The organism is Anaerolineales bacterium (genome assembly GCA_030583885.1).
Classification (GTDB): Bacteria; Chloroflexota; Anaerolineae; order Anaerolineales; family Villigracilaceae; genus Villigracilis.
The window spans coordinates 595,835-622,023 of record CP129480.1 but is presented as its reverse complement, the minus strand read 5'-3'; the positions used below and the strand labels follow the sequence as shown (position 1 = coordinate 622,023).

The 26,189-nt window shown below is 54.0% G+C and carries 29 protein-coding genes and 1 tRNA gene; 16 read left to right on the top strand and 14 right to left on the bottom strand.

Features of this window, described 5'->3' with window-relative positions; genetic code table 11:
- Positions 1–124: 124 nt before the first annotated feature.
- Positions 125–1,573: a phosphoglucomutase/phosphomannomutase family protein gene (locus QY332_03150; protein ID WKZ36920.1), complete on the bottom strand. Its 1,449-nt coding sequence runs from the start codon at positions 1,571–1,573 to the stop codon at positions 125–127.
- Positions 1,574–1,623: 50 nt separating this feature from the next.
- Positions 1,624–2,919 carry a DUF389 domain-containing protein gene (locus QY332_03145; GenBank protein WKZ36919.1) on the bottom strand — a complete coding sequence of 432 codons (1,296 nt, stop codon included), beginning with the start codon at positions 2,917–2,919 and terminating at the stop codon, positions 1,624–1,626.
- A 272-nt stretch (positions 2,920–3,191) separates the two neighbouring features.
- Between QY332_03145 and QY332_03140 the strand changes: the two genes are divergently transcribed.
- From QY332_03140 to map, 6 genes are all read left to right on the top strand, one after another.
- Positions 3,192–4,787, top strand: a complete 1,596-nt coding sequence (locus QY332_03140) for a R3H domain-containing nucleic acid-binding protein (protein WKZ36918.1) — start codon at positions 3,192–3,194, stop codon at positions 4,785–4,787.
- Between the two features lie 30 nt (positions 4,788–4,817).
- Entirely contained in the window at positions 4,818–5,099 is a 282-nt protein-coding gene (locus tag QY332_03135; protein WKZ36917.1) for a BrnT family toxin, read from the top strand.
- Positions 5,068–5,307: a hypothetical protein gene (locus tag QY332_03130; protein WKZ36916.1), complete on the top strand. Its 240-nt coding sequence runs from the start codon at positions 5,068–5,070 to the stop codon at positions 5,305–5,307. Before QY332_03135 ends, QY332_03130 begins: the two co-directional genes overlap by 32 nt.
- A gap of 231 nt (positions 5,308–5,538) precedes the next feature.
- Positions 5,539–6,153: a dTMP kinase gene (gene tmk / locus QY332_03125; GenBank protein WKZ36915.1), complete on the top strand. Its 615-nt coding sequence runs from the start codon at positions 5,539–5,541 to the stop codon at positions 6,151–6,153.
- A 20-nt stretch (positions 6,154–6,173) separates the two neighbouring features.
- Positions 6,174–6,680: a ClbS/DfsB family four-helix bundle protein gene (locus QY332_03120; protein WKZ36914.1), complete on the top strand. Its 507-nt coding sequence runs from the start codon at positions 6,174–6,176 to the stop codon at positions 6,678–6,680.
- Positions 6,677–7,420, top strand: coding sequence for a type I methionyl aminopeptidase (gene map, locus QY332_03115; GenBank protein WKZ36913.1), 744 nt, complete (start codon positions 6,677–6,679; stop codon positions 7,418–7,420). The genes QY332_03120 and map overlap by 4 nt, the downstream gene beginning before the upstream one ends.
- 70 nt (positions 7,421–7,490) lie before the next feature.
- Here the strand turns inward: map and QY332_03110 are convergent, their stop codons facing one another.
- Positions 7,491–8,072, bottom strand: coding sequence for a TIGR00730 family Rossman fold protein (locus QY332_03110; GenBank protein ID WKZ36912.1), 582 nt, complete (start codon positions 8,070–8,072; stop codon positions 7,491–7,493).
- A gap of 128 nt (positions 8,073–8,200) precedes the next feature.
- Between QY332_03110 and QY332_03105 the strand changes: the two genes are divergently transcribed.
- Complete coding sequence (locus QY332_03105; protein WKZ36911.1) at positions 8,201–9,091, top strand: J domain-containing protein; 891 nt, start codon at positions 8,201–8,203, stop codon at positions 9,089–9,091.
- 20 nt (positions 9,092–9,111) lie between these two features.
- Positions 9,112–10,254 carry a trypsin-like peptidase domain-containing protein gene (locus QY332_03100; GenBank protein WKZ36910.1) on the top strand — a complete coding sequence of 381 codons (1,143 nt, stop codon included), beginning with the start codon at positions 9,112–9,114 and terminating at the stop codon, positions 10,252–10,254.
- Positions 10,255–10,298: 44 nt separating this feature from the next.
- Here QY332_03100 and QY332_03095 read toward each other — a convergent pair whose 3' ends face one another.
- Entirely contained in the window at positions 10,299–10,940 is a 642-nt protein-coding gene (locus tag QY332_03095) for a sulfite oxidase-like oxidoreductase (protein WKZ36909.1), read from the bottom strand.
- Positions 10,941–11,128: 188 nt separating this feature from the next.
- On the opposite strand from QY332_03095, the gene QY332_03090 reads away from it, so the two are divergent.
- Positions 11,129–13,030, top strand: coding sequence for an NAD-binding protein (locus tag QY332_03090; GenBank protein WKZ36908.1), 1,902 nt, complete (start codon positions 11,129–11,131; stop codon positions 13,028–13,030).
- 41 nt (positions 13,031–13,071) lie between these two features.
- On the opposite strand, the gene QY332_03085 is transcribed toward QY332_03090, so the two are convergent.
- The 6 genes from QY332_03085 to QY332_03060 all read right to left on the bottom strand — a co-directional run bounded on the left by QY332_03085 (position 13,072) and on the right by QY332_03060 (position 17,865).
- Positions 13,072–13,800 (bottom strand): 5-oxoprolinase subunit PxpA, encoded by a 729-nt coding sequence (locus QY332_03085; GenBank protein WKZ36907.1) that lies wholly within the window; start codon positions 13,798–13,800, stop codon positions 13,072–13,074.
- Positions 13,801–13,875: 75 nt separating this feature from the next.
- On the bottom strand, positions 13,876–14,796 hold the full coding sequence (locus QY332_03080) for a biotin-dependent carboxyltransferase family protein (GenBank protein WKZ36906.1): 921 nt from the start codon (positions 14,794–14,796) through the stop codon (positions 13,876–13,878).
- Entirely contained in the window at positions 14,789–15,442 is a 654-nt protein-coding gene (pxpB, locus tag QY332_03075; protein WKZ36905.1) for a 5-oxoprolinase subunit PxpB, read from the bottom strand. The genes QY332_03080 and pxpB overlap by 8 nt, the downstream gene beginning before the upstream one ends.
- A gap of 2 nt (positions 15,443–15,444) precedes the next feature.
- Complete coding sequence (locus QY332_03070) at positions 15,445–16,689, bottom strand: class I SAM-dependent RNA methyltransferase (protein WKZ36904.1); 1,245 nt, start codon at positions 16,687–16,689, stop codon at positions 15,445–15,447.
- 87 nt (positions 16,690–16,776) lie between these two features.
- Positions 16,777–16,947, bottom strand: a complete 171-nt coding sequence (locus QY332_03065) for a hypothetical protein (GenBank protein ID WKZ36903.1) — start codon at positions 16,945–16,947, stop codon at positions 16,777–16,779.
- Positions 16,948–16,956: 9 nt separating this feature from the next.
- Positions 16,957–17,865: a class D sortase gene (locus QY332_03060; GenBank protein WKZ36902.1), complete on the bottom strand. Its 909-nt coding sequence runs from the start codon at positions 17,863–17,865 to the stop codon at positions 16,957–16,959.
- Between the two features lie 87 nt (positions 17,866–17,952).
- On the opposite strand from QY332_03060, the gene QY332_03055 reads away from it, so the two are divergent.
- The 6 genes from QY332_03055 to QY332_03030 all read left to right on the top strand — a co-directional run bounded on the left by QY332_03055 (position 17,953) and on the right by QY332_03030 (position 20,646).
- Positions 17,953–18,714, top strand: a complete 762-nt coding sequence (locus QY332_03055) for a hypothetical protein (GenBank protein ID WKZ36901.1) — start codon at positions 17,953–17,955, stop codon at positions 18,712–18,714.
- 56 nt (positions 18,715–18,770) lie between these two features.
- On the top strand, positions 18,771–19,250 hold the full coding sequence (locus tag QY332_03050; GenBank protein WKZ36900.1) for a winged helix-turn-helix domain-containing protein: 480 nt from the start codon (positions 18,771–18,773) through the stop codon (positions 19,248–19,250).
- Between the two features lie 25 nt (positions 19,251–19,275).
- A complete protein-coding gene (locus QY332_03045; protein ID WKZ36899.1) occupies positions 19,276–19,764 on the top strand; it encodes a transposase in 489 nt (162 codons plus the stop codon).
- Positions 19,765–19,857: 93 nt separating this feature from the next.
- Complete coding sequence (locus tag QY332_03040) at positions 19,858–20,322, top strand: hypothetical protein (protein ID WKZ36898.1); 465 nt, start codon at positions 19,858–19,860, stop codon at positions 20,320–20,322.
- Between the two features lie 2 nt (positions 20,323–20,324).
- Positions 20,325–20,522 carry a hypothetical protein gene (locus QY332_03035; protein ID WKZ36897.1) on the top strand — a complete coding sequence of 66 codons (198 nt, stop codon included), beginning with the start codon at positions 20,325–20,327 and terminating at the stop codon, positions 20,520–20,522.
- Positions 20,523–20,572: 50 nt separating this feature from the next.
- Positions 20,573–20,646, top strand: a tRNA-Val gene (locus QY332_03030).
- A 25-nt stretch (positions 20,647–20,671) separates the two neighbouring features.
- On the opposite strand, the gene QY332_03025 is transcribed toward QY332_03030, so the two are convergent.
- Positions 20,672–21,148: a GNAT family N-acetyltransferase gene (locus QY332_03025; protein WKZ36896.1), complete on the bottom strand. Its 477-nt coding sequence runs from the start codon at positions 21,146–21,148 to the stop codon at positions 20,672–20,674.
- 463 nt (positions 21,149–21,611) lie between these two features.
- Here QY332_03025 and thrS point away from each other — a divergent pair, with 463 nt between their 5' ends.
- Positions 21,612–23,423: a threonine--tRNA ligase gene (gene thrS, locus QY332_03020; protein ID WKZ36895.1), complete on the top strand. Its 1,812-nt coding sequence runs from the start codon at positions 21,612–21,614 to the stop codon at positions 23,421–23,423.
- A 196-nt stretch (positions 23,424–23,619) separates the two neighbouring features.
- On the opposite strand, the gene QY332_03015 is transcribed toward thrS, so the two are convergent.
- Genes QY332_03015 through QY332_03005 form a run of 3 tightly spaced genes read right to left on the bottom strand, consistent with a single transcriptional unit; the run spans position 23,620 to position 26,187 of the window.
- Positions 23,620–24,390: a hypothetical protein gene (locus QY332_03015; protein WKZ36894.1), complete on the bottom strand. Its 771-nt coding sequence runs from the start codon at positions 24,388–24,390 to the stop codon at positions 23,620–23,622.
- 7 nt (positions 24,391–24,397) lie between these two features.
- Positions 24,398–25,321 carry a mevalonate kinase gene (gene mvk, locus QY332_03010; protein WKZ36893.1) on the bottom strand — a complete coding sequence of 308 codons (924 nt, stop codon included), beginning with the start codon at positions 25,319–25,321 and terminating at the stop codon, positions 24,398–24,400.
- Positions 25,318–26,187: a decaprenyl-phosphate phosphoribosyltransferase gene (locus QY332_03005; GenBank protein WKZ36892.1), complete on the bottom strand. Its 870-nt coding sequence runs from the start codon at positions 26,185–26,187 to the stop codon at positions 25,318–25,320. Before QY332_03005 ends, mvk begins: the two co-directional genes overlap by 4 nt.
- Positions 26,188–26,189: the final 2 nt, after the last annotated feature.

Sequence of the window (26,189 nt, the reverse complement as noted above, 5' to 3'; positions counted from 1 at the left end):
TTTTGCAATGACAATCTCAATATACCCCCCCCCTTGCAAATTTGTCAAGATAAATTAAGGTAGTTTTGTTCCGAAATAAAGCCGCGTTGTCACCTTCATCTTCTTCAAGGGGAGGGAATGTATCCTATACCGCGCTTTCAGCCACGACCTTTCCATAATCCAAAAGCGATTTGACCATATCCCTCGTGCGGCCTTCGGCATACACACGCAGGACGGGTTCCGTCCCAGACGGGCGGATGAGCAGCCACGAGTCATCCGCCATAATATATTTCACGCCGTCACGCTGGCTGACCTCACTCACTTTTTGACCGCCGATCTCGGCCGGCGCTTTCTGGGTGAGAAATTCCGTCATTTCAGCCTTGGCAACGGGACGGCTGAGGCGCAGATCCACGCGCTCGTACATGGCAGGACCGACATCGGCGAGCAGGTCATCCACCATTTCCGTGAGGGATTTCTTCGCCTCTGCAAGCATCTCCACCAGCAGTAAGCCCATGATGGGACCGTCACCTTCGGGGATATGCCCCTTGAATGAAATCCCGCCTGATTCCTCGCCGCCGATCAGGACATCCTCCTTCATCATGTAATCCGCAATGTGACTAAAACCGACCGGCGTTTCATGCAATGTCAACCCATAGCGTTTTGCCAGGCGGTCGATCATGCGCGTGGTGGAGACGGTCCGCACTACCGCGCCGCTCATGCCGCGTTTTTCAACCAGATATCTCAGCGAAAGCGCCATGATCTTGTGCGGATCAACAAAATTGCCGCGTTCATCCATCGCGCCGATGCGGTCTGCGTCGCCGTCTGTCACCACGCCAAAGTTACCAAGCCCGGAGCTGACCGCGCTCGAAAGCGGACCGAGGTATTTCGCAATCGGTTCGGGATGCACGCCGCCGAAACCCGGGTTCATCTCGCCGCGAATTTCCGCGATCTCACAGCCTGTCCCCTGCAAAAAGGCCTTAATCACGCCGCGCCCGGAGCCGTACATTGCATCCACCACGAAACGCTGGGGATTGTCCGCGATTATGTCCGTGTTGATCAACTTCCGTAGATGCTCGAAATACGCTGTCAATGGGTTGAACTTCCGGATCAACCCGGCCTCGCGCGCCTTTTTGAAATCCATCAGATTGGGACCGCGCGCCTGTTCCTCGTTGTCATTGATGTACACTTCCACGCGGCGGCATTGTTCGGAGAGCGCCGAGCCGCCAAAGGCGCCCTTCAACTTCACGCCGTTATAGCGCGGCGCATTGTGTGAAGCGGTGATCATGACACCCGCGATGGCATGGTTGTTCTTTACGGCATAGGAGATGGCGGGCGTGGGCGAATCGGACTGTGCCAGTAACACCGTAAATCCGTTTGCGGCCAGCACCCGCGCCACCTCCCCGGCAAAACGGTCGGAGAGAAAGCGGGTATCGAACCCAACCACTATTTTTTTAGGGTCGGCATTTATGGATTTATCCCAATGGTCTGAAGCGACTGCATCCGCAATGGCTTGTGAGACCATGCGTAAATTGCTGAATGTAAAGCTGTCCGAGATGACGGCGCGCCAGCCGTCCGTGCCGAAATGAATGGGCATGGATCATCCTTTTTTATTGGAATTTGGTTCATAGTACGGAATGATGTAAATTACGGGGCCGGTGTGGACGAAGCCTCAAAGTTTGGAGCGGGCGTGGCATACGCCACGGCAGATTCCAGGAGCCAGCCCTCGATTGGTTGTCCATTAACCGTCGCATAGATCTTTACCCATGTCACGCCATTCAATACATTGAACTCCGAATACGTCTCCACAATCGTACCATTCAGCAGGGTCATCAAATATTTCCCGCCGGCACCGGGGGTTTCCCTTAAATTTGCGCCGCCGCCCTCGCTCGCGGAGATTCTTCCATAGACCGGCGTCGGTGGAATGGTCATCGTGACGGTGGGCGTTGTAGTGGGAGGCAGGGTCACTTCCAACGTCAACGGCACAGGGCTTGGTGTTTCCTCTGTCGGGGTGAGGGAAGCGGAGGTGCTTGAAGGGCTGGCACTGCTTGTCGTTGTCGGCGGCGGACTGAAGGTCGGGGAGGGAGGCGCGGAGGTTTGAATCGTGGGGGTGGATTCAATGACCGCGTCCCTGCGGAACGGGAAGCCTGGGCGCATCAAGGCAAATAGAATCACAGCGAAAAGCACAAGGGCAATGCCGCTGAAAATGATCCCTTCAAGAGAGGGGCGAAGCCGCAGGACAAGGAGCGTGACCAACCCCAACAAACCTGCCAGCGCAAAATGTGTCATGAAGACGAGCAGGCTCTGAGGCCAGACATCCGGCAAGCCGGAGCCGAGGCCGAAACCGCCGGCACTGACCGGCAGAAAAAATGCGTATGCGACGATCACGCTGGACAGGAAGGGTCTTTCTTCGGAACGCGCAAAGGATATCACCAACGTCACCGCGCCGATGGCAAGCACGAGCAGCGCGGGAAACCATAACTGCGAATGGACATGGACATTCCCCCGCGCAACATCGGGCCAGATGCGTGCCGCAAATCCCGTCAACAGGCCGCCGGTGAAAACAAGCGCAATACTGATGAGCAGGGCCATGACCGTTTCGAAAAGAAAGCGTAGGGAGCCTGTCAGGACGGCAAGCAGGAATCCCACCCAGGGAGTCATCAATGGCGCGACGAGAATGCCGAGCAAGAGCACGGCCGCTGAGTCAAGCAAAAGGCCGAGTCCAAGGATCGCGCCGCAAACGAGGGAAAAGACGAACAACTCAACCGAGGGATACGCGCGCCTCGCAAGGGAGGCGATTAACGCCGCCTGTCCCTGCGCATCGGCCGGGATGGAGGAGCGGCGCGTGGCGCGCCTGCGGCGGATGCGCTGTGCCGAAACGCCGTCTTCCTGAGGCCGGCGAGGCGGTTGTGTTGGATCGATCGGATTGTCAGAAAATGACATGCTTTCAATTATACAGGGGATGAGGGATTAGCGGGGAGGACATATGGCACAAAAGAATTTAACCTATAATAAAAGAGGACACTGCTATAATAGCCGTGGACGCGACCAATGTGCGGCGCGTATCCCATCACCAAGGCAGGTACTCCATCATGGTCCGGTATTCCCTCTAATCGTTTGCAATCAGCCAGCCGCGGGGATTCTCCCGCATGCCCGTTCCACCTTTTTATTACGCACGCCACTTGATGCCTGGCGTTTCACTGAAAATTAACAATATGACCCAACACCGAATTACAGACGACCTCGAAGCCCTGCTCGACGTGCTGCCTTCCAATATTCGCCATGCGGTGGAAAAGGCGAACAACAGCGATAACCTGCTGGAGATCGTCATTGACCTCGGGCGCCTGCCCGCCGCGCGCTTTGTCGAAGGCGAGATCGTGCTTTCCGACAAGGAGATCGCCCGTACAGAAATCGACCACATCACCGAGCGCATCGGCAACTTTGACGCCGACAACCGCGCCGGCATGGAACGCACCCTCCACCGCATCTCCGCCATCCGCAACCGGCTTGGCGTCATCGTCGGTTTAACCTGCCGCGTCGGCCGCGCCGTGTACGGCACCGTGGACATCATCCAGGACATCATCGAATCGGGCAAGTCCGTGCTGATTCTCGGACGCCCCGGCGTCGGAAAGACCACGCTGCTGCGGGAAGCCGCGCGCATCCTCGCGGAAAACAAACGCGTGGTCATTGTGGATACCTCCAACGAGATCGGCGGCGACGGCGACGTGCCGCATCCCGCGGTGGGCAGGGCGCGCCGCATGCAGGTCCGCGAACCGATGCTCCAGCACGAAGTGATGATCGAAGCGGTGGAGAACCACAACCCCGAAGTCATCGTCATCGACGAGATCGGGCGCGAACTCGAAGCCCTCGCCGCGCGCACCATCGCCGAACGCGGCGTGCAGCTCATCGGCACGGCGCACGGCCAGACCCTCGACAATCTTTTGCTCAACCCAACGCTGAGCGACCTCGTCGGCGGCATCGAAGCGGTGACACTCTCAGACGAGGAAGCCCGCCGGCGCGGCACCCAGAAAACAGTATTGGAACGACGCGCGCCGCCCACCTTCGATGTGCTGATCGAGATCCAGCACCGCGAGCGTTTTGCCGTCCACCTCGACATCATGTCCGCGGTGGATTCGCTCCTGCGCGACGCGCCCATCCTGCCCGAGATCCGCACGCGCGACGAAGCAGGCCAGGTTCAGATCGAGAAAGCCAAGCCGACCACCAAGATGGATACAAAAACGCCTCGCCGCACGCGGATGCCTGTTTCCGTTTCCGAGGAACTTTCGCCGCGCTCCGAGTCGATCAATCCGCCTGTCATCGCCACAGCCAATCTTGGCGCCAGATTGCAGACCGTGCGCGTGTTCGCCTACGGCGTGGCGCGCAACCGGCTGATGCAGGCCGCAAAGAGACTCGGCGTGCCCGCCGTGGTGGTGACCGATGTGAACGAAGCCAACGTGCTGGTCACCCTGCGGACGTATTACCGCAACCGCGAAGCGACCGTGATCGAAGCCGAGGGGCGCGGGATGCCGATCTATGTATTGCGCGCGAACACGGTCGCCCAGGTGGAGCAGTTCCTCGGCGACCTGTACAACCTGACCGAGCAACAGCACCCGCGTGACAGCATGGAGGATGTGCGCGACCAGACCAAGCAGGCCATCGCTGCCGTGCTGAACGGCGAACGCTGGGTGGACCTGCCGCCGGGTCCCTCGCTTGTGCGCCGCATCCAGCACGAAATGGCACGCAATGCCGAATTGGTTTCCCATTCCTATGGCAAGGAACCGCGCAGGCATGTGAGGATTTTCAGGGAGTAGAGACTGGGTATAATTGCGCCAGGAGTCATCATGAAACCTGAGTTCGAGTGGGATCCCCAAAAAGCGCAAAAGAATCTTCAGAAACACGAAGTCGCTTTCGATGAAGCGAGTTCGGTTTTCGATGACCCTATGTTCATTACCCTGCTGGATTACGAACACTCCGACGACGAAGAACGCTATATCACCATCGGCATCTCGAACAAAACCAGACTTTTATTGGTGGCACATACCGAACGAGAAAATCGCATCCGCATAATCAGTGCCAGAAAGGCGACGAAACATGAAGAAAAATTCTACGAAGAAACAGGATGATTACGAACTGCGAAAGGAATATGACCTTTCGAAAATGACCGTCCTGCCGCGCGGACGTTTCGACCCGAAACGCAGGATCGGGAGTAATGTTGTCGTGTTGGAGCCGGATATTGCAAAGGCGTTCCCCAGCGATGAAGCCGTCAATGAGGCCCTGCGCCTGATTTTGAAGGCGACCAAGATTTCGCAAGGGACGGCGGCTTCAAGATAAAGTGGTTCAAAAGACTTCCGAGGTCCCAGCGGAATCGGAAGTCTTGTTTTAGCGGGTCCGTCGCTCGTGCACCGCATCCAGCACGAAATGGCACGCGAATGCCGAATTGGTTTCCCATTCCTATGGCAAGGAGCCGAGACGGCATGTGAGAATATTCAGGGAGTAAAAAGCTTTTAGCGGTTGGCAATTAGCACTTGGCTAAAAGCTAACCGCTAAAAGCTAATCGCTAAAATGTTCATCACCCTCGAAGGACCCGAAGGCTCGGGAAAAACATCCCATATTCCCCATCTCGTTGAATTTCTGCGCGAGAAGGGATATACCGTCTTTCCCACCCGCGAACCGGGCGGAACCTCCATCAGCGAGCAGGTCCGCGATATTCTGCATGACATGAAAAATGCGGAGATGCATCCGCGCACGGAGACCTTGCTTTACCAGGCCGCGCGCGCCCAGATCGTGGAGCAGGTCATCCAGCCGCGCCTGGCGGACGGCGAGATCGTCATCTCCGACCGCTATTATGATTCCACCATCGCCTATCAGGGTTATGGGCATCAGCAGAATCTGGAGGACATCCGCGCATTGGTCAAATACGCAACAGGCGGCTTGACCCCCGACCTGACCATCCTGCTCGACCTCGATGTGGAGGTGGGGCTAAGAAGAAAGAAGAAAGATAACGAGTGGAATCGCCTGGATGCCTACACCATTGAATTCCATCGCCGAGTCCGCGCAGGGTATTTGGAGATGGTGAAATCCGAACCGCAACGCTGGGTGGTGGTGAATGCGGGGCAGGCGTGGGAGTCCGTGCAGGCGGAGTTGAGGAAAGTAATCGTTGAAAGATTGGAAGGTTGAAGGTTTACAGGAGAAACTAAATGACCGAGCAATGGATGCCCGGCGATAAACAGGAATTAATGACTGCCATCGAGCGGGAGTGGAAAGCCCTGATCGAACTCGCCGAATCGCTGACCGACGAGCAAATGTCCGCGCCGGATGCGGGCGGATGGTCGCCCAGGGATAACCTCGCCCACCTCGCCGAATGGATGAACATCCTGATGGGCTGCCACATGGACAAGCGTCCCGCGCATGAAGTCATCGGCGTTGCAAAGGACATCGTCAAGGGCTGGGATATGGAAGTCATCAATCCCGTATTGTTCGAACGGAACAGGAACCGTCCGCGCCGCGAAGTGATGGGGATGTTGAAACAGGCATACGTCCAGTTGACAGCGAAGCTCAACTCCATGAGTTTCGACGACCTGATGAAGCCGCGTCACGCCGAGGACCCCGAAAAGCGTCCGCTATTATTGTGGGTGCTGGGCAACACCACCGAGCACTTTCAGGAACACCGCGAAACCATCGAAAGAGAATCCAGGAAGCAATGACCGCCGACTCTGAAAACGACATCAAGCATCTGAAAGCCATCGGCAAAATTTGCGCGCTGACGTTGAAAAAAATGATGAAGCATGCCAGGCCCGGCATGACCACCGCCGAACTCGATGACATCGGAAGTGAGTTTCTAAAAAAGGAGGGTGCGAAATCCGCGCCGCAAGCCATGTATAAATTCCCCGGCGCCACCTGCATCAGCATCTCGCCCGTCATCGCGCACGGCATCCCCGGCAGTTATGTCTTGCAGGCAGGCGACCTGATCAACATCGATGTCTCCGCCGAGCTGGACGGCTACTTCGGCGACACCGGTGCTTCGATGGTCGTCGCCAAACGCATCCCCGAAATCGAGAAAATGTTCGAGGCGGCAAAATCCGCCTTGAACAAAGCCGTCCAGGCCGCGAAAGCGGGCGCGCCGCTCAACGGGATCGGCAGGACGATTCAAAATGAAGCCAAACGAAAAGGCTACAATGTCATCTATGATCTGACGGGACACGGGATCGGAAAATCCCTGCACGAGGACCCCTCCGCCATTTACAATTTCCACAAACCCGATGACCGCCGCACCCTTAACGAAGGGCTGGTGCTTGCCATCGAGCCTTTCCTCACCACCGGGCGCGGACGCATCGTCGAGGAAAAAGACGGCTGGTCCCTGCGCACAGTGGACCGCACCATCGCCGCCCAATTCGAACACACCATCATCGTCACCAGGAATGAGCCGATCATATTGACAGCATAGATGTCATTGCGAGGGCTGTTGGTTGAGTAGCGCGAAGCGCGTATCGAAACCCAGCCCTCGCAATGACATATTAACTCTCCTTCAACCATCTCTTCACCGCCCCGCGCGGATGTTGGTACTTCGCCATCTTTTCCAATAATTCATCGGGTGTCGATTCGCAGAACACGGATTTTCGATGTTCAGAGAAGACGAAGCCTTCCGCCACGGCATGGTCCATGGCCGCCAGCAGGGGATCATAATATTGTTTCACGTTCAGCAAACCCACCGGCTTTTCATGCGCGCCGGTCTGCGCCCAGGTGATGGTCTCAAAGAGTTCGTCCCAAGTGCCGAATCCGCCGGGCAGGGCAATGTAGCCGTCCGCGAGCTCGTGCATGCGCGCCTTGCGGCCGTGCATGTCGGGAGCCACCTCCATGCGGGTGAGACCGGTATGGGCGAGCGCCGGCGTATTCATGGAGGGGATGATGACACCGATCACCTCGCCGCCGGCGGACAAAGTCCCATTTGCCACTTCGCCCATCAAGCCCGTCCTGCCGCCGCCGTAGATCAGGCGGATGCCTCTTTGGGCGAGGGTCACGCCCAAGTGAAATGCGGCAGTCTTATAGTCTGCATGAACCGCATCGGATGACCCGCAAAAAACACAGATTGATTTCATGGTTTTCCCATCTTTTCCTTTAAGGATGTTATTTCGGCTGTCCCGCCTGTAAAAGGGCAGGTTAGAATTACGTAAGTGTACTATGCGGACGCTTGACTCACAACCTGCGCAGGGATAATAATAGCGGCATGGAATACAAAGATTATTATAAGATCCTTGGCGTAAGCCGCAAAGCCGGCGTGGACGATATCCGCAAGGCGTATCGTAAACTGGCAATGCAATATCACCCGGATAAGAACCCCGGTGATAAAAAAGCCGAGGAAAAATTCAAGGAAATCAACGAGGCGTACCAGGTCTTGAGTGACGAGCAAAAGCGTTCCCGCTACGACCAGCTGGGCAGCGCCTATTCGAACTTCCGCACCAGCGGCGGCCGGCCAGGCGATTTCCAATGGGATGACTGGTTTCAGCAGGGCGGTCAACAAAGGGGCCATGGAAATGCGGAAGATCCATTTGCGGGCGGTAGCTTCTCTGATTTCTTTCGCACCATCTTTGGGGAGGCCGTGCGTTCCTCGGCGCGCAGCCAGGCCGCACAGCAGGGATATCAACAGGAAGCACAGATCAGCTTTCAGGAGGCCTACGAAGGCACAACCCGCCAGTTGCAAACGAACCGCCGCAAACTTCAGGTACGCATCCCCGCCGGGGTGAAGACCGGCTCCAAAGTGCGGGTGGCAGGCGCGGGACCGGAAGGACTCGATCTCTACCTTGTCATACAGGTCGAGGAGGATGGCCGCTTCGAGCGCGACGGGTACGACCTGACCACGACATCCCCCGTCAGCATCTTTACGTTGATCCTTGGCGGCGAAACACAGGTTGAAACGCCCGCGGGCAGGGTCAAGTTGAGCATCCCGGCCGGCACACAGCCCGACCAGGTCTTTCGGCTGGCGGGACGCGGGATGCCTCATTTGCAAAAGAACAACCCAAAAGGTGACCTGTATGTGAAATTGAAGGTACAGATTCCAAAGTACCTGTCGTCTAGGCAGAGGGAACTCATCGAGGAAGCGTCCCGCATAAAGTTTTAAGGTTAATGACAGGAGCATTTATGAAAACAAAAAAAGGCATCCTTGCTTTTCTGATGGTGATGCTTGCCATGCTGGCATGTCAGACCCCGTCTTTCACCGGGCAGGTCCAGCCCCCCGCCGTGGCGATTGAAACAGTCCCGCCCTCTTCCGTGCCCGTTGATACCAACGTGGTCAATCCCGCCATGCAGCAGGAAGGCCTCGTCCTGCTTTATGAAAATGTCAGCGCGGGAACGGTTGCGATCTTCACGGATCAGGGACAGGGATCCGGTTTTGTCTACGACAGACAGGGGCATATCATCACGAACTACCACGTGATCGAAGGTGCGCAAACTGTGGAGGTCCGTTTCACTTCGGGCTTCAAGGCATACGGAACCGTGATCGGGACGGATCGGGATTCCGACATCGCCATCGTCAAAGTGGATGCGCCGGCTGGCGAACTTTTCCCGCTCCCGCTCGGCGATTCAGACTCGCTGAAAGTTGGCCAGACCGTGGTAGCCATTGGCAACCCCTTTGGTTTGAACAGCACCATGACGGTCGGCATCATCTCCGCGCTGGGCCGCACATTGGACTCAGCCAATACCTCGCCGGAGGGCAATTCATTCAGCGCCGGTGACATCATCCAAACCGATGCGGCCATCAACCCCGGCAACTCCGGCGGTCCGCTTTTCAACATCCACGGCGAAGTGGTCGGCGTCAACCGCGCCATCCGCACCACGAATTTTACCGAGACCGGTCAACCCGTCAATTCGGGCATCGGGTTTGCGATTTCGATCAACATCGTCAAACGCGTGACCCCCGTTTTGATCGAGAAGGGAAAATATGATTATCCCTTCATGGGTATTTCATCCATCAACACCCTCAGCCTGGACATGGTCAACGCGCTTGGCTTAACGGAATATGCGGGCGCATATGTCACCGGGGTGGTGCCCGGCGGTCCCGCGGAGAAGGCGGGGATCATTGCAGGCACCACCCCCACCAACATTCCCGGCCTGCTTGGCGGCGGTGACCTGATCGTGGCCATTGACGGACGCCCAACCCGCACCTTCGACGAAATGCTCTCGTACCTTGTTGCCAACAAATCTCCCAACGAGACGGTCGTTCTGACCGTATTGCGCAAGAATGAAAGGGTGGATGTGAACATCACTCTCGGCGCAAGGCCGTAGATGAATATAAAAACGGTTCGGACGAAAATCCGAACCGTTTTTTATTATCCAAACCGTTCCTCGCGCCAGACATCTGCGCGGTTGTGATAACCTGCCTGTTCCCAAAACCCGCGTTTATCCTGCAGCATGAACTCCAGGGACCTCAGCCACTTGGCGCCCTTCCACAAATACGGGGTTTCAAGGTCTTCGCGCCCGGGGATATAGCCCACCATGCCCCGCAACGGATACCCATGGTCAGGCGTGATCGGTTCACCGTTAAAATGCGTCGCCAGCAGGAAGTTATCCTGCAGGACCACCGCAAGCGGTAAATTAACAGTAAAACCGTATTCCGCGTGCTGCATCACATACGTGGCGGTCGGTTTGATCTTGATCACGCCATTCTCCACCAGCGTTTTCAAGGAAACACCCTCCCAGGTGGTATCGAATTTGCTCCAGCGCGTGACACAATGCAGGTCCATTTTGACGGACGTGCGCGGCAGCTGGTTGAACTCATCCCAGCTCCAGCGCTTTTCCTCCTCCACCTCCCCCCAAATGCGCAGCTCCCATGTGGCGGCATCGAACATCGGCACCGGCCCATAATGCAGGACGGGGAATTTTTGCGTCAAAGACTGTCCGGGCGGAAGCCGCCCTTCCGCGCGGATGCGCTCCTCCTCCTTGCGGCGGTCCAAACCTTCGAATTGGAACATGGGTCACCTCACTCGATAAAATGAATACTTCCGGCATGAAATAGACTCTGCATGCCGGTTTGATGTTACATGCAAAAGATGATAGTTTCCTAAGGATGGGCAGAGGGGTACATGGGTCAAATTACCCATGGTTGGGGAAACGTTTGCTTTTATAATAAACCAAATTTGGATGGGCGCAAGGAGAGAAAATGAAAAAACCGACATTAAAACAAAGGTTTCAATACTGGTTCGACAACTACATGTCGCGCGGAACGGCTGCGTTGATCGGCGGGCTGGCCGTCATTTCGCTGGTGATCATTTTCCTTGCCGCCGCGGTCATCCGCATCGGGCACATCGTCATGGATGACGAGGCGGAGGTCACCTTCGGCGAGGCGGCCTGGATGAGTCTCATGCGCACCCTGGATGCCGGCACGATGGGCGGCGATACGGGTCCCGGTTTCCGCGTGGTCATGCTTCTGGTCACATTGGGCGGCATTTTCATTGTATCCACACTGATTGGCATTCTAAGCAACGGACTTGAAAGCCGCATTGAACAACTCCGCAAGGGACGCTCGGTGGTGCTGGAGAGCGACCACACCCTCATCCTCGGCTGGACGCCGCAAATCTTCACCGTCATTTCCGAACTGGTACTGGCGAACGAGAATCGCAAAAACGGCGCAGTCATCGTGATATTGGCGGGCCAGGACAAGGTCGAAATGGAGGATGCGATCAAGGAACGCCTGCCGCACACAAGGAATACGCGGGTCATCTGCCGCTCGGGCAATCCCATTGACTTGAACGATCTCGAAATCGTCAGCCCGCACACGGCCCGTTCGATCATCATCCTTGCGGAAGGCGATGATTCCGACACGCACGTCATCAAATCCGTACTGGCAGTCACCAACAACCCGAACCGCCGCAACAAGGCGTACCATATCGTGACGCAGCTCAACGACTCGAAAAACCTGAATGTCATCGAGATGCTCGCCGTACAGGACATTGTGCAGCCGATCCTCGCCACGGACGTGATCGCGCGCGTGGTGGCGCAGACCTCACGCCAAAGCGGGCTCTCCACCGTCTACACCGAGTTGATGAACTTCGACGGTGATGAAATCTATTTCACACAGGAACCCAACCTCTCCGGCAAGACCTATGGCGAAGCCCTGCTGGCATTCGAAGCCTGCGCGGTGATGGGCATCCGCACAGTGAACGGCATGGTTGAAATGAACCCGCCCATGAACACGCGCATCCAATCCGGTGACCAGATCTTTGCGATCGCCGAGGATGATGACAGGATCAAACTTTCGAACCTTTCCCGCATCCCGCTGGACGAAAGCCTGATCCTGAAACATGGAAGGTCATCCAAGCCCAGGCCTGAGCGGACATTGATCCTCGGCTGGAACCGTTCGGGCGGAAATATCATCCGACAGCTGGATTACTACGTCCCAAACGGTTCACAATTGACCGTTGTTTCAGACATCCAAGATCTTGAAAACCAGATTCGCAGCGACATTGGGAAACTGGCCAATCAAAAACTAAGCGTGCAGGAAGGCGATATCCGTGACCGCGACCTGCTCGAAAAACTGGAAGTCACAGAGTATGACCATGTCATCGTGCTGGCATACAATCACCTCGCGCCGCAGGAAGCGGACGCCATTACACTCGTCACGCTCCTGCATCTGCGGAATATCGTCGAACGCGACCAGACGCCCTTTTCCATTGTCAGCGAGATGCTAGACCTTCGAAACCGCGAACTCGCCGAAGCCGCCAAAGTGGATGATTTCATCGTCAGCAACCACCTGATCAGTTTGATGCTGGCCCAGCTTTCCGAGAACGCCGAACTCATGCACATCTTCGAAAACATGTTTAACCCCGAGGGGGCGGAGATCTATCTCAAACCCATCCGGGAGTATGTTGCAACCGGTCAGCCGGTCAACTTCTACACCGTCACCGAAGCCGCAAAGCGGCGCGGTGAAACCGCCATCGGCTACCGTCTGATGAACGAAAGCCGCACCATCGAAAAATCCTACGGCGTGCATACCAACCCGAAGAAATCGGAACGGGTTATCTTTGCGCCTGAAGACAAATTGATTGTGATCTCGGAAAGGTAGGCTTCCGTCCCTGCGAGATCCATGGCCTCGCAGGGACGGTTTTATTTCAACCCCGCAACTTCAATTCCATTTCTAATCAAAATCCCCCGCAGCAGCTTTGCGTTCTGCGCGGCGTTTGGATGATCGCCATGCAGGCACAGCGTATCGACGCCTACGATTTTCTCCGCAAATAAAATCCCGTCGTTGATCAGCTTCAACGCATTCTTGGCCACCTCCCCAGGCGACTCGATCAACGCGCCCGCCTGGTTGCGGGACATCAACGTCCCGTCGGGGTTGTAGCCCCGGTCCGGGAATCCCTCCGCCGCGACCCTTAATCCCAGTTCGACACCCGCCTCACACAAGGCCGAGCCTGCCAGCCCAACCAGAACCAATTCCACACTGACTCTTTTTACCGCCCGCACAATGGCCTCTGCCAATGTACCATTCCCCGCAGCCTGGTTGTATAAGGCTCCATGCGGCTTGACATGGGTCAACTCCACGCCTTCCGCTTTTGCAATTTCCGCCAGGGCACGAATCTGTTCCCATACCAGCGCTTCAACTTCCTCAGCCGGAACACTCATCTCCCGCCGCCCGAAATTTTCACGATCTTTCCAGCCCGGATGTGCACCCACATTCACACCGAATCGCTTTGCCAATCGAACCGTCTCGCACATGGTTTGCTCATCGCCTGCATGAAATCCAGAGGCAATATTTGCCGATGTGATGTATGGCATGATGGCTTCGTCATTGCCAATGCCTTCGCCGAGGTCGCAGTTTAGGTCGATTTTCATCAGCCGCCTTCCTGTCGTTGCGTGAGAGCGGTGGCAAGCGAAGTCATCTTCATTTTATACAGGGATTCCCCCGGGTTAACGCCCTCGCAATGACACGATCATTTTACGGTATTTCTCCTGCGCTTCTTCCACGGTAGTTTCTCGAAAACGAATTTTACTCCTGCCCGCTTCACACTGCGCCAGCAGCGGCAGATCCGTGCGGATAACGTTGGCGATCTTGGGATAGCCGCCCGTGGTGGGAGAATCCGCCATCATGACGATGGGCTGTCCACCGGCCGTGATTTGGATGCTGCCCATCGTCATCCCTTCGGAAATTAATTCATCACTTGCAGAATGCGAAATGGATTTTCCCTCCAGACGATACCCCATGCGGTCGAAGGATGTACTCAATCTGTATTCGCCGCCATAAAAAGTTTGGATGCCCTCTTTTGTAAACCCACCCGCCTGTGGGCCCGGAATCACTTCGATCTCAGGAGAGCGGCTGTATTCCATATGCTCCCCAACCGGAAAATTTCGCGCCGCAAGTTTTGACAATTCAATTGAAGGTCTTCCTGCTTGCAGAATATCCCCTGTGCGGATGGCCGACCCAAGTCCGCCCCGCAGATAGGTGGATTTCGAATCCAGAACAGATCCCGTCTCAAACCCGCCAGCAATGGCAAGATATGCCCAATTGCCTCCGCTTATTTTCTTCACACGCACATGCCAGCCTGCACGGACGTAAAACGAAGTCCACAACGGGAATGTCCAAACATAGTTTTCAACTTCAAAGCCTGCACCGGTGACCGCCAGCACGCAATCGCGTCTTGCACGAAGGGTTGTATCGCCCAACCCCATTTCGATCACGACTGCATCTGGCGGATTGTCCATCAGGGAATTCGCGGTGCGATATGCGAACCAGTCCATTGGACCTGAAACGGGTACGCCATAGCTTTGCCATCCATACCTGCCTGAATCTTGAAATGTGACCAGACCGGAAACATCCAGAACTTCAAGCATGGTCATCCTCAATAGGAACGAACTTTACGATATCCCCCGGTGAAAAAAGAAATGGCGTTTCGCTAGCCGGGTCAAATAATTTGAGCGGCGTCCAGCCAATCAGATGCCAGCCGCCGGGGGATTCGAGCGGATAGATTCCGGTCTGCGAGCCGGCGATGGCAACCGTGCCGGCTTTTACATGTGTGCGCGGTGTTTCCATGCGCGGCATGATCAGCCGTTCGTCGAGGATACCCATGTAGGGGAAGCCCGGCGCAAACCCCATCATGTACACGGTGTAGTCGCGTTCACTGTGGATGCGGGCCACATCAGCGGGGGAAATGCCTTTCGAGACTGCGACAGTTTCCAGATCCACACCGGAAGCGCCGCCGTATCGCAGCGGGACCTCGAGCCTGCGAGGCGTACGCTGAAAGGAATCATCCAGCCGGGTCATTTTATCCCGCAGCCATTGAGCGGCTTGATCGAATGTCAACACCAGCGGATCATAGTGAATTAATACCGTTGAATAGGCGGGGACAATTTCACGCAGGCCCCGGATTGGATTCGTTTGCAAAAGCACTTTGAGCGCGTGAACACGCTGATTTAGTGCAGGGTTGATCCCGTCACCAAGCTGGATCAGCAGTGCAGAATCGCCAAGCGGCTTGAGCATGATTACGCGAGTTCGAAGATCGAGATCGACTCGATGTGGTAGGTTTGCGGGAAGAGATCAAAGGGGGTCACTTCCACCAAACGATAGCCGCCGTTGACGAGGCGTGCCGCGTCGCGCGCCAGCGTGGACGGGTCGCATGAGACATATGCCATGATGTGGGGTTTGATCTTGAGGATGGCATCGAGGGCGTGTTTTTCGATCCCTGCGCGGGGAGGATCGACGATCATGTGAACCGGACTCTCCATCTGAGTGACCAATGCAGGGAGAATCTGCCCGGCCGCGCCTTCGTATAATTCCACGTTATCGAATTCATCAAGATTAAAAACAAAATCCTCGCAGGCGGAGGGAGATGCTTCAATGCCGATGACCTTCGCATATTTTGGCGCAAGGAATTTGCTGAACAGCCCGGCGCCGCAATAGACATCCAATAATATTGCTGTTGATGCGGCGGGCAGTTTCGCGAGCAGATGCACGACCATTTTCTGCGTCATTTTTGTGTTGACCTGAAAAAAAGAACCGGCTGAGACTCGGAAATCTTTTTCAAGGATATTGATGAAGAAATGATCCTGTCCCGCGATGATGACAGAATGATCTTCATGGATATGCACCACGGAAATATCTGCCTCGATTTCGATTTCAGGTGTTTCCTCTGTATCAGATTCGAGCACGAGCAATAATTCGTCGTCCAGCCCGGAACGCAGGGAGACCCGCTCGAGATTCAGTTTTGATTCAAATTGCAAATCATGCCAGAGATCATCGATTCCTGCTTCAGGCAAATGGCATTCTTCAATGGGGAAAACCGAATCCCCCTTTGAGTCGATGAAACCGGGTTTGCCGTCCTCGGTGAGGTGGAATTGCATATGGTTGCGATAATTCCATTCGAGCGGGGATGCGACCATTGGTTTGACGGGTGGACTTTGAATCTTTCCAATGCGCTGGAGCTGGTCGTGCAGGATTTCAGTTTTTGCGACCAATTGGTTTTCATACGACAGGTTTTGGTAGTGGCATCCGCCGCATTGGGTGAAGTGTTTGCATTTCGACTCGATCCGGTCCGGCGATGCCTGCAGGATCCCGATCAATTCACCGCGCGCGAAACCCTGCTTTTCATGGGTCAAATGCAGGCGTATCCGTTCCCCCGGCAGGCCAAACGGAACAAAGACAGCTCGTCCGTCCGGGAGGCGCCCCATGGCATCGCCGCCGTAGGTGAGTTTTTCAAGGGAAATCTCGTGGCTGGAAGGAACGGTCATGAGGATGGAAATTATGGCTGCAACAAAAAGAGGAAAGACCAGAAGACAGCCCTTCCTCTTTTTGTTTTTGAGTTGGGTTTATGCGGCTTATTTCAAAAAGAACGAAAGCACCACAAGCACAAGGATAAAGAAGCCCGCCAGCGTGCCGATGCGTCTGAGGTCCTTTTTTATCATGCTGTAATCTGGGTTGAACTCGAACTTCTGGGGCGGCGTGTTGACCACCATGACGGGTGTGGGGCGTTTGTTTTTCCTGGCCATTTTTCTCTCCTAATTTTGTAATCGCGCAAAAACCACAATGCGCTGATCATTGACAAGGTATGGGTAGCATGAGATGAGCGTAACGGTCGGCGCGCCGGTGGACGCCATCACTTCCACGGCGGTTGGTTCAACCAGAACGGTGCGGTCCACGATGTAGGTGAACTGGCGCTGCTGGGTGTAGATGATGACCTGATCGCCGGGCACGAGCCTGTCCAGATAGCGGAAGATCTCGCCATAGACATCGTTATGCGCCGAAAGCACCACGTTTCCATCACGACCCGGATCCGGGGAGCCGACATATTGACCGACTCCCTTCTTGAGCTGTTCCCAGCCATCGCCCTGAACGACGGGCGCATCCACATTGATCGCAGGGATCTGGATGCGGACAGCCTGGGCCGGCGCGGCAGTTGGGATGGGGATGTTTGCCAGCGATTGCACCATTGGCAGCAAGTGGGCGGGGATTTCCGCCTCGTTGGGGCGTGTATTCCCCTGCGCATCCGGCGGGACGTGACCGGACGGCAAGACCACTGCCATCACCAACGGCGTTGGGACGATGGTGGCCGGGTTAAGCGCGGCGACGACTTCATCATTGAGCGTGCGGAGCAAACCGACACCATTCAGGATGACCGCCACCAAGCCAAGCACGGCGAGCACTTCCACACCCAGAAGGACACGGTCTAAAAACCTGCGGCGCGGGCTGGCGGGAACAGGCGTTGGCGTGGATTCGGTGCCTTCTGTAGTATCAATTACGGGCGCGGATTGAGATGCGTCAAAGTCAAAATCAGGCGCAACGGAAACAACCCGCCCCGTGCGGCGGTAGTGGTCCAGCCGTTCCTTGCGCGCGCCGCGGCGCTTCTCCACCAGCAGGCGGCGGAGTTCTTCGACGGACAGGTCTTCGGGCGCTTTTCTGCGGACCATGGCGAAGGGATTATACCGCAAGGAAAGAAAACCATCTCTTTGGCAAATAAGCTTTCTCCTGTATACTTGTATTTGGAGGAAGTCATCATGACCGCAGAAATTGCAATTATGAACAAAATGGGCATTGCATTAGCTGCTGATAGCGCCGTAACCATAGCAAACAGAGGCGACTTAAAGAAAATCTACAACACTGCGAACAAATTATTTATGCTGTCACGACATCACCCAGTAGGAATAATGATTTATGGGAATTCTCAATTACATCATGTTCCCTGGGAAACAATAATAAAAATCTATCGAAAAAAACTAGGCAAAAGAGTCTTTAAAACTCTACATCAATATACGTCCGACTTCACCAGTTTCTTGTGTAAATTCTTTTCTCCATCCGAACAAGAAAACCACTTTTACTTAAACGTTGCCGGCTTTTTTTTCAATTATATTTACTCGGAAATTGACGAGAAAATAGAAAAAATCACTCACGAAAAAGGGGAAATTGAGCAAAACGAAATAACAAATGTAGCAAAGACAGTGGTTGATAGGCATTATGAACTGATAACATCTGAAGATGATTTAACCTGTTTTCCTAAAAATTATTTATCAAAAATCAAAAAAATATACAAAAAGACGCTCGATAAAGTTATTGATGATGTCTTTGAAGAATTGCCATTTGACCAAAACACTCTAAGCAGACTGAAAGAAGTTGGTTTTCTCTTCTGTGTAAAAGATGTGTTTGTCAATAGCACTTCTGGGGTTGTCATAGCTGGCTTTGGAAACGATGAGATATTTCCCGCTTTATATTCAATCAGCATAGATGGAGTGATTAATGGATACTTATTCAGGTTTACTTAGATTGATTTACAATAGTCGGTATGACATGGAAACCATCATACCTAACCCGAGAACAAATGGAAGAAAGACGGCTTGAAGGTGGACGGCTGTTGAAAGCTGGAAAAATGTCAAAAGCCGAAATCTCAAGACACCTCGGAGTAAGCCGGGCCACGGTCGGCCAATGGGCCAGAATCATAGAAACAAAAGGTATGCGCGGACTCCAAAAAAGAAAAGCGGCTGGTAGCGAGCCGAAGTTGAGTAATCCACAAAAGCAAAGCTTAAAGAGGAAGCTGGAACGAGGGGCTTTGGCGAATGGATATCCAACTGATCGCTGGACATTGGACCGTGTCCAAAAATTGATCAAAAGAGAATTTGATGTCACTTATCATCCGAATTACCTCAATCGATTGTTGCGCAAACTAGGTTTCAGTCCACAAAAGCCAATGCCACAGGCTATTGAACAGGAAAAAGAGTTAGTGGAAGCTTGGTTGCTAGGAGATTGGCCAAGGATAAAAAAAGTCACATCGTCTCAAAGCAAAAATCGTATTTTGGGATGAATTTGGGTTCTCCTTTCAAGAAATATTGGCTACGACGTGGGCTCGGACTGGCAAGAGACCCGTTTTTCGACGGGTAACCAAAGATCGTCGAGCGCTATCGACAGCCGTAGCGCTGACACTTACAGGCAAGATCTACAAGAAATGTTTTGAAGGTTCGATAAAAAGCGATAACTTGATTGAGGCACTTGAACACCTCCGTAGGCAGGTACCTGGAAAAATCATCTTGATCTGGGATCGAGCCCGTATTCATCTTAGCAAGCTCACCAAAGCTTATCTCTGCCAGCATCCTGAGATCATGATTGAAGAGTTACCTGCTTACGCTCCACAGCTCAATCCGGAAGAGTATTGTCACGGAAATGTTAAACAACATCTCAGAAATGCTCGTCCAACTTCTAAAGAGGAGATTCGCTCAATGCTTGATCGTGGTTTTGCTCGCTTGCGTCGTCGACCAGACTTACTTCTTGGCTTCTTTCATGCCGCCGGTCTTTCTGTTAGGCAACTTCAGTTAACCTGAATAAAATACAAAATACAATCAGATGCAATAATAAATCAAAACAATGAAGCAACAATTGTTCCATTTGCTCAGCAAGAAATGGTCTACACATTTATGGAAGGAGTTGACCCTGATTACAAGCAACTAATCGAAGGATATCTTAAGAAATTTTTTGAACAATATCCACAGACGCTGGTTGAAAACCTGTTGGTGACCGGTCTGAGTGATGAGCAAAAAAAGACGATTCTTGAGACTCTTTTAGGTCAAGGCGAAAAAAGTTTAAGGAAATTTAATGAAGAACTGCTACAATATAGAAGAGAAAATTATATTGAGCCAATTATCTCGACTGTAGCGTCACTGCCTAAAGACGAACTTGCGGCTATGGCAGAGTCATTGGTAAATTTAACTTCATTTAAACGTCGTGTATCAATGGACAGAGAAACTGTAGGTGGTCCAATTGATGTTGCAGTAATATCGAAAGGAGATGGGTTTGTATGGATTAAGAGAAAACATTACTTTCCATCCGACCTCAATCATCATTTTTTTTCAAATTACTATTCAAATGAAAGCGATAGTTAATAATGAAAACTAAAAAAGACATCAAGCCTAATACGAGTAAACTATCATTTACATATGACGAATACAGAAAAAAATTTTTTCCTGTATCAGCAAAGAATATAATATTAAAAAAGAGAAACCCTACTGAATTAGGTATTACAATGGCAAAAAATGCACTATCTGAACTCAAAGAAGCTCTACAGGCATCATTAAAGGTTTAATAATATTTATTGCCAAAATTAGCCACTTTCGTTATAATGTGTGCCTGTTCGGGCGGGTAGCTCAGTTGGTTAGAGCATCGCGTTGACATCGCGAAGGTCGTAGGTTCGAGCCCTATCTCGCCCACAAAAAAGCTCCTTTTGGGGCTTTTTTATTTCCTGCGCCAGAAGCGGTGGTTGAACTTTTGAAACCCCTCCCGTTCGAAGAATTTATGTGCCCCCGTGTTGAACGCCCACGAATCCAATTGGATCATCGAGACGCCCAACTCGTCCGCCAAGTCGTCAGCGTGCGCCATCAACACGCTCCCCACACCGCCTCCGCGCGCCTCGGGTCCGACGGAGATCTGGTCCACGAGCAGGTAGCGCATCGCAAACGTGAACACGGTCTCCTCGCGCTCGATCAACTTGCATAGGATGTACCCCAGCGCCTCCCCGTTGTTCTCCGCGATGAAAATGTGAACGGTCTCGTCTGCGAGCATCTTCTCGAAGAACGTGGCCGCAAAATCCGCAGACTGCGGCAGTTTGAAAATATCTGCGTGGTGTTCGGCATGGATGGTCTGCACGTCCCTGCACAGGTCGGAGAGGATTTTCGCATCCTGCGGGGTTGCCTTACGGATGTTCGTGAACATACCGCAAGAATATCATATCCGCGCTTGACAGTCATCCGAATCGGCATATAATTCTGCCCATAATGAAAACGCTTCGACCGGGACGAGTAGCTGGTCCGGTGATCTGACAGAGAGTCCAGGCTGACAGTTGAGAGCCTCGACCAGAGACAGCCAGCGAAAACCACTCGCGAGCGTAAGATCGAAAGCTGTTAGCGATTAGCTTTTAGCAAGTAGGTTGAACGGGTGGCTCCGTTAGAGGCCCAAGAGATGTTTCGAGTTGAGGAGATCCCTCGCGTGGCTCGGGACAAGTCGGGTGGAACCGCGTGAATTGTATTCTCGCCCCGTGTTCGGGCGAGGATTTTTGTTTAAGGAGGTCGCCATGACTACCCACACTCGTCGGCGCCTCGGAGGTTTGTCTGCTTCCCTCTGAGACGCGAACATGTCCCCGAAGCAGGAACAAACCAGATTGAGAAAGGAAGCGAAAATGTTACAACAAGGCATGGAAAGATACGAAGATTCGTATTTGTATAAGATCCGTCACTCGGCAGCGCATGTCATGGCACAGGCTGTACTGGAGTTGTTCCCGGATGGGAAACCCACAATCGGGCCGCCCGTCGAAAATGGTTTTTATTACGACTTCGACCTGCCGCGCAATCTGACGCCCGAAGATCTGGAGCAGATCGAAAAGCGGATGCGCCAGATCGTGCAGGGCAGGCATGAGTTCAAGAAAACGGTCATCTCTGCGGAGCAGGCGAAGAAGATCTTTGCCGACCAGCCGTATAAATTGGAATTGATCGAGGGCCTGGAACAAGGCGGCTTCGACGAATACGGGGAGCCGCTGAACGAGAAGCCTGAGATCTCCATCTATCAGCAGGATACATTCACGGACCTGTGCCGCGGTCCGCATGTGGCGAACACGAAGGAGATCAAGCAGGATGCCTTCAAGTTGATGTCCGTTGCGGGTGCCTATTGGCGCGGCGACGAGAACAACAAACAGCTCCAGCGCCTGTATGGCACGGCGTGGGAAAATAAAAAACAGCTCGAGGAATACCTCCACCAGCTGGAGGAGGCGAAGAAGCGCGACCATCGCAAGCTGGGCAAGGATCTGGAGATCTTCATCTTCGATGAGGAGGTGGGACCCGGTCTGCCTTTGTGGCTTCCCAACGGCGGAATCATCATCGAAGAATTGGAAAAGCTCGCCAAGGAAATGGAAGAAAAGGCTGGCTATGACCGCGTCAAGACGCCGAGTGTGACGAAGGAAGACCTGTTCATCCGCTCGGGACACCTGCCGTACTACGCCGAAAGCATGTACCCGCCGATGGAGTTGGAGGGCGTGAAGTACTACGTCAAGCCGATGAACTGCCCGATGCATCACAAGATCTTCGGCTCGAAGGGACGCTCCTACCGCGACCTGCCCGTCCGCCTTGCGGAATATGGGACGTGCTATCGCTACGAAAAATCAGGCGAGCTGTTCGGCTTGATGCGCGTCCGCTCGATGCAGATGAACGACGCCCACATCTACGTCACGGAAGATCAGTTCGAGCAGGAATTTCTGGACGTGGTGAAGCTCTATCTTAAATACTTCGATTTATTCGGTATCGAGAAGTACGTCATGCGCTTTTCGAAACACAGCAAGGCGGGGCTCGGCAAGAAGTACGTGGACAACGAACGCCTGTGGCTGAAGACAGAGGAGATGGTGCGCCGCGCGATGTTGAACGGGGACATTCCCTTCGTGGAAGTCGAGGATGAAGCCGCGTTCTACGGTCCCAAGATCGACGTGCAGGTCTGGAGCGTGATCGGGCGCGAGTTCTCGCTTGCCACGAATCAAGTGGACTTTGCACAACCTCAGCGCTTTGACCTGAAGTTCACGAACAAGGACGGGCAGGATGAAATGCCGCTGTGCATCCACCGCGCGCCGCTCTCCACGCATGAGCGCATGATCGGTTTCCTGCTCGAGCATTACGCGGGCAACTTCCCCGTCTGGCTTTCGCCGGAACAGGTGCGCGTCATCTCCATCACGGACGGGCAGAACGAATACGTGGAGAAGATCGCCAGGGAACTGCGCGGGAACGGCATCCGCGCCAGTGCGGATGTGTCCGCGCAGCGCATGAACGCCAAGATCCGCCAGGCACAGTTGATGAAAGTCCCGTACATGATCGTGGTCGGCAACAACGAAATGGACGCGGGACAGATCTCGCTGCGCGTGCGCGACGGCAGCCAGCAGAATAATATTCCGCTCGGCGAGTTCATTGCGCGGACGAAGGATCGCATCGAGAGGCGGGCGGCAGAGTTGTAGAAGAAAGATCCTGAATAACATGACTCACCCCGAAATTAAGGTTTCGCGGGTGAGTTCGTTTTTAAGAACAAAAGGGACGCTGATGTATGCAGAAAACGCTGATTTGTTTGTTTTTATCAGCGTCAATCAGCGTTCATCTGCGTACCATATTAAATTCGGGGTTAATCATGTTTGTTTCCATTGCATAGATGGCAAATTACTTGTGTAGTTTTCTCAACACAAACAGCGACGTTCCCTGAACTGACAGCGCGGTCAAAAGCGCGGCTCCAAAGGAAATACCCAGGCTTGTTTTTTCAATCAGCAGGCTGAGTATAAGGAAAAAACCAATGAAGGCGAACATCCCATACAGCAATCCACGCATGACGTGCGCTGCCGCAGCCGCCCCATGATCACGGTGAGCGAAAATGGACAGGATGGTGACATACAGGGGAATCGTCGTCAACAGTCCCGTCATCCGCGAGCCGATGAGCGGCGCAATGCCTGTCAGCAGCAGGATGAAACTTGTGCCGATAAAAATCCGCACGGGGATATCCCATTGGCTTAATTGGGCATCGTCATTTTTCACCACCGCATCATTGGGCATGAACCACAAACCTACCAGAATCGCCAAACCAACCATCACAAAGATCGGCAGGAGCGAAACTGTGGTATTTTGCAAAAAGCGTGTGCTCAACGAAAAGATGAACAGACTCCCCGCAATGGAGATAGGCCAGCGAAACCGCGTGGCAAGCCACGAATACGTCAGGGCATAGGCAACAAGGGAGAGTCCGCCGCTGATCACTCCCAACGACGCATTCGCCGCAAAGGATGCGCCATGGCTGAGCGCCACAAAAAAGATCACCGGTCCCGAGGTAAGCGGCATGCCCACGATCCAACCGCTGACAGCAGGTCCCCAACGGCGACCCGCAAGGCTGGCAGATCCAATGATGACCGGCGCAAGAATCAGTTTGAGTACAAGGAGATTCATTTCGATGCTAACCAACTTCCGTGATGAGCGTCCGTTTCGCACCAGCGGACATTAACGTCCCCGCCACCGACTCCGCCGACGCCTGATTCACCAGCGCGATCATATTTCCCCCGCGACCTCCGCCGCTGAGTTTTGCGCCGAGCGCGCCGGCCTCCCTTGCGGCGGTGACAAGTTTATCCAACTCGGGCGAAGAGACGGTTAAGTGCTGCAAGAGCACATGATTTTTATCCATCAACGCGCCGAGTAATTCAGGCTGGCCGTCTTCAATTGCGCGGCGCGCCCTCAATGAGATCTGCCCGATCTGATTGAAAATATCCTCAAAGCGATCTGTATCCTCCAGCCATAAACGGCGCACATCGCCCACGGATTCCCGCGTCGGCGCGGGGATGCCCGTGTCGCCAATAACAATGCTGAAGGGTCTGCCCGCCTTGAAGGTTTCGATCGGCTGGCCTTTGATAAAGTAAACGGGCATGTTGTACGTGATCACCGTGTTATCGATCCCCGACGGCGTGCCGTGATGGAGCTTCTCGATTTCGTAGACGAGGTTGTTAACTTGTTCATTGGCCAGGGGGTAGGCAAGGTGAGGGGAGAGCGCGCGGATCAATGCAACCGAGACCGCCGCACCGGAACCAAGTCCCGAGGCGACGGGGATGGTGGATGAAATATGCAATTCAAGATTAGGTGCTTGGGAAATTTCAAAGAGGTGAAAAAGTTTCAGGATAACCGAACCAATGGGATGGTCGGAAGGAAGCGTGGAGAGTTCGGCATGCAGGTCAATGCTGGGGGCATGGATCCAAATCCCGCTGGCAGCCGAGTCCGAGACTTCCACCTCCACATGAACCTGCGTGACAGGAACCGCGAGCGCGGGGCGGGTATAGACAACGGCATGCTCGCCGAACAGGATGATCTTGCCGGGCGCGGATGCTTTCACGAGAGGTAGAAGATCGTCAGAACGGCTGCCCCCCAAAGGATCATGGTGATCTGAAACGGGCGGTCTGTCAGCAAAATTTCCTCCGGCGCGCCGCCTGCATCCTCGACGTGAATAAGATAGAGATAGCGAAAGATCGCATACACCACGAACGGAATGGTAAGCATCATGCTGTGGTTGTCCGGCACGTTGGGTGCGGAGAACGTGTAAAGCGAATACGCCACAATGGTCGTGCCTGAAACAATCATGATGTATTGGTCGATCAGCGGCAGGGTGTAACCGTCCAGCACTTTTCGGTGCGAGCCAGCGCCATGCGCGAGCAAGGCGAGTTCGGCGCGGCGTTTTCCAAAACCGAGGAAGAGCGAAAGCAATGTCATGACCACATACAGCCAGGGGGAAAATCGCTCGACGGAAATCAAGGTGACACCCGCATGCACCCGCAAGACAAACCCTGCCGCAATGACCAGCACATCTATAATCGGAATGTGCTTGAGCCATTTTGTGTATGCCATGTTGAGCAGGAAGTAAATGATAACAACCGCTTCAAAGCCGGGTGTTAATAAATATGAAAACGAAAATGTGATCACGACCAGCGCAATGCCGGCGAACCACGCAACGTTGACGGGAAGTTTGCCGGACGCAATCGGCCGGTTCTTCTTTTCGGGGTGCTGGCGGTCTGCCTCCACATCCGCGAGGTCGTTGAAGATGTACACGCTGGAGGAGATCAAACAGAACAGCGCGAAACCTGCCAGAGTCCGCAGGAACGAATCGGCACTAAGCAGTTGTTTATCGAACACCAGCGCGGCAAAGATAAAGACATTCTTTGTCCATTGGCGCGGGCGCATGGTCCTGATCAGGGCGGTTAACATGC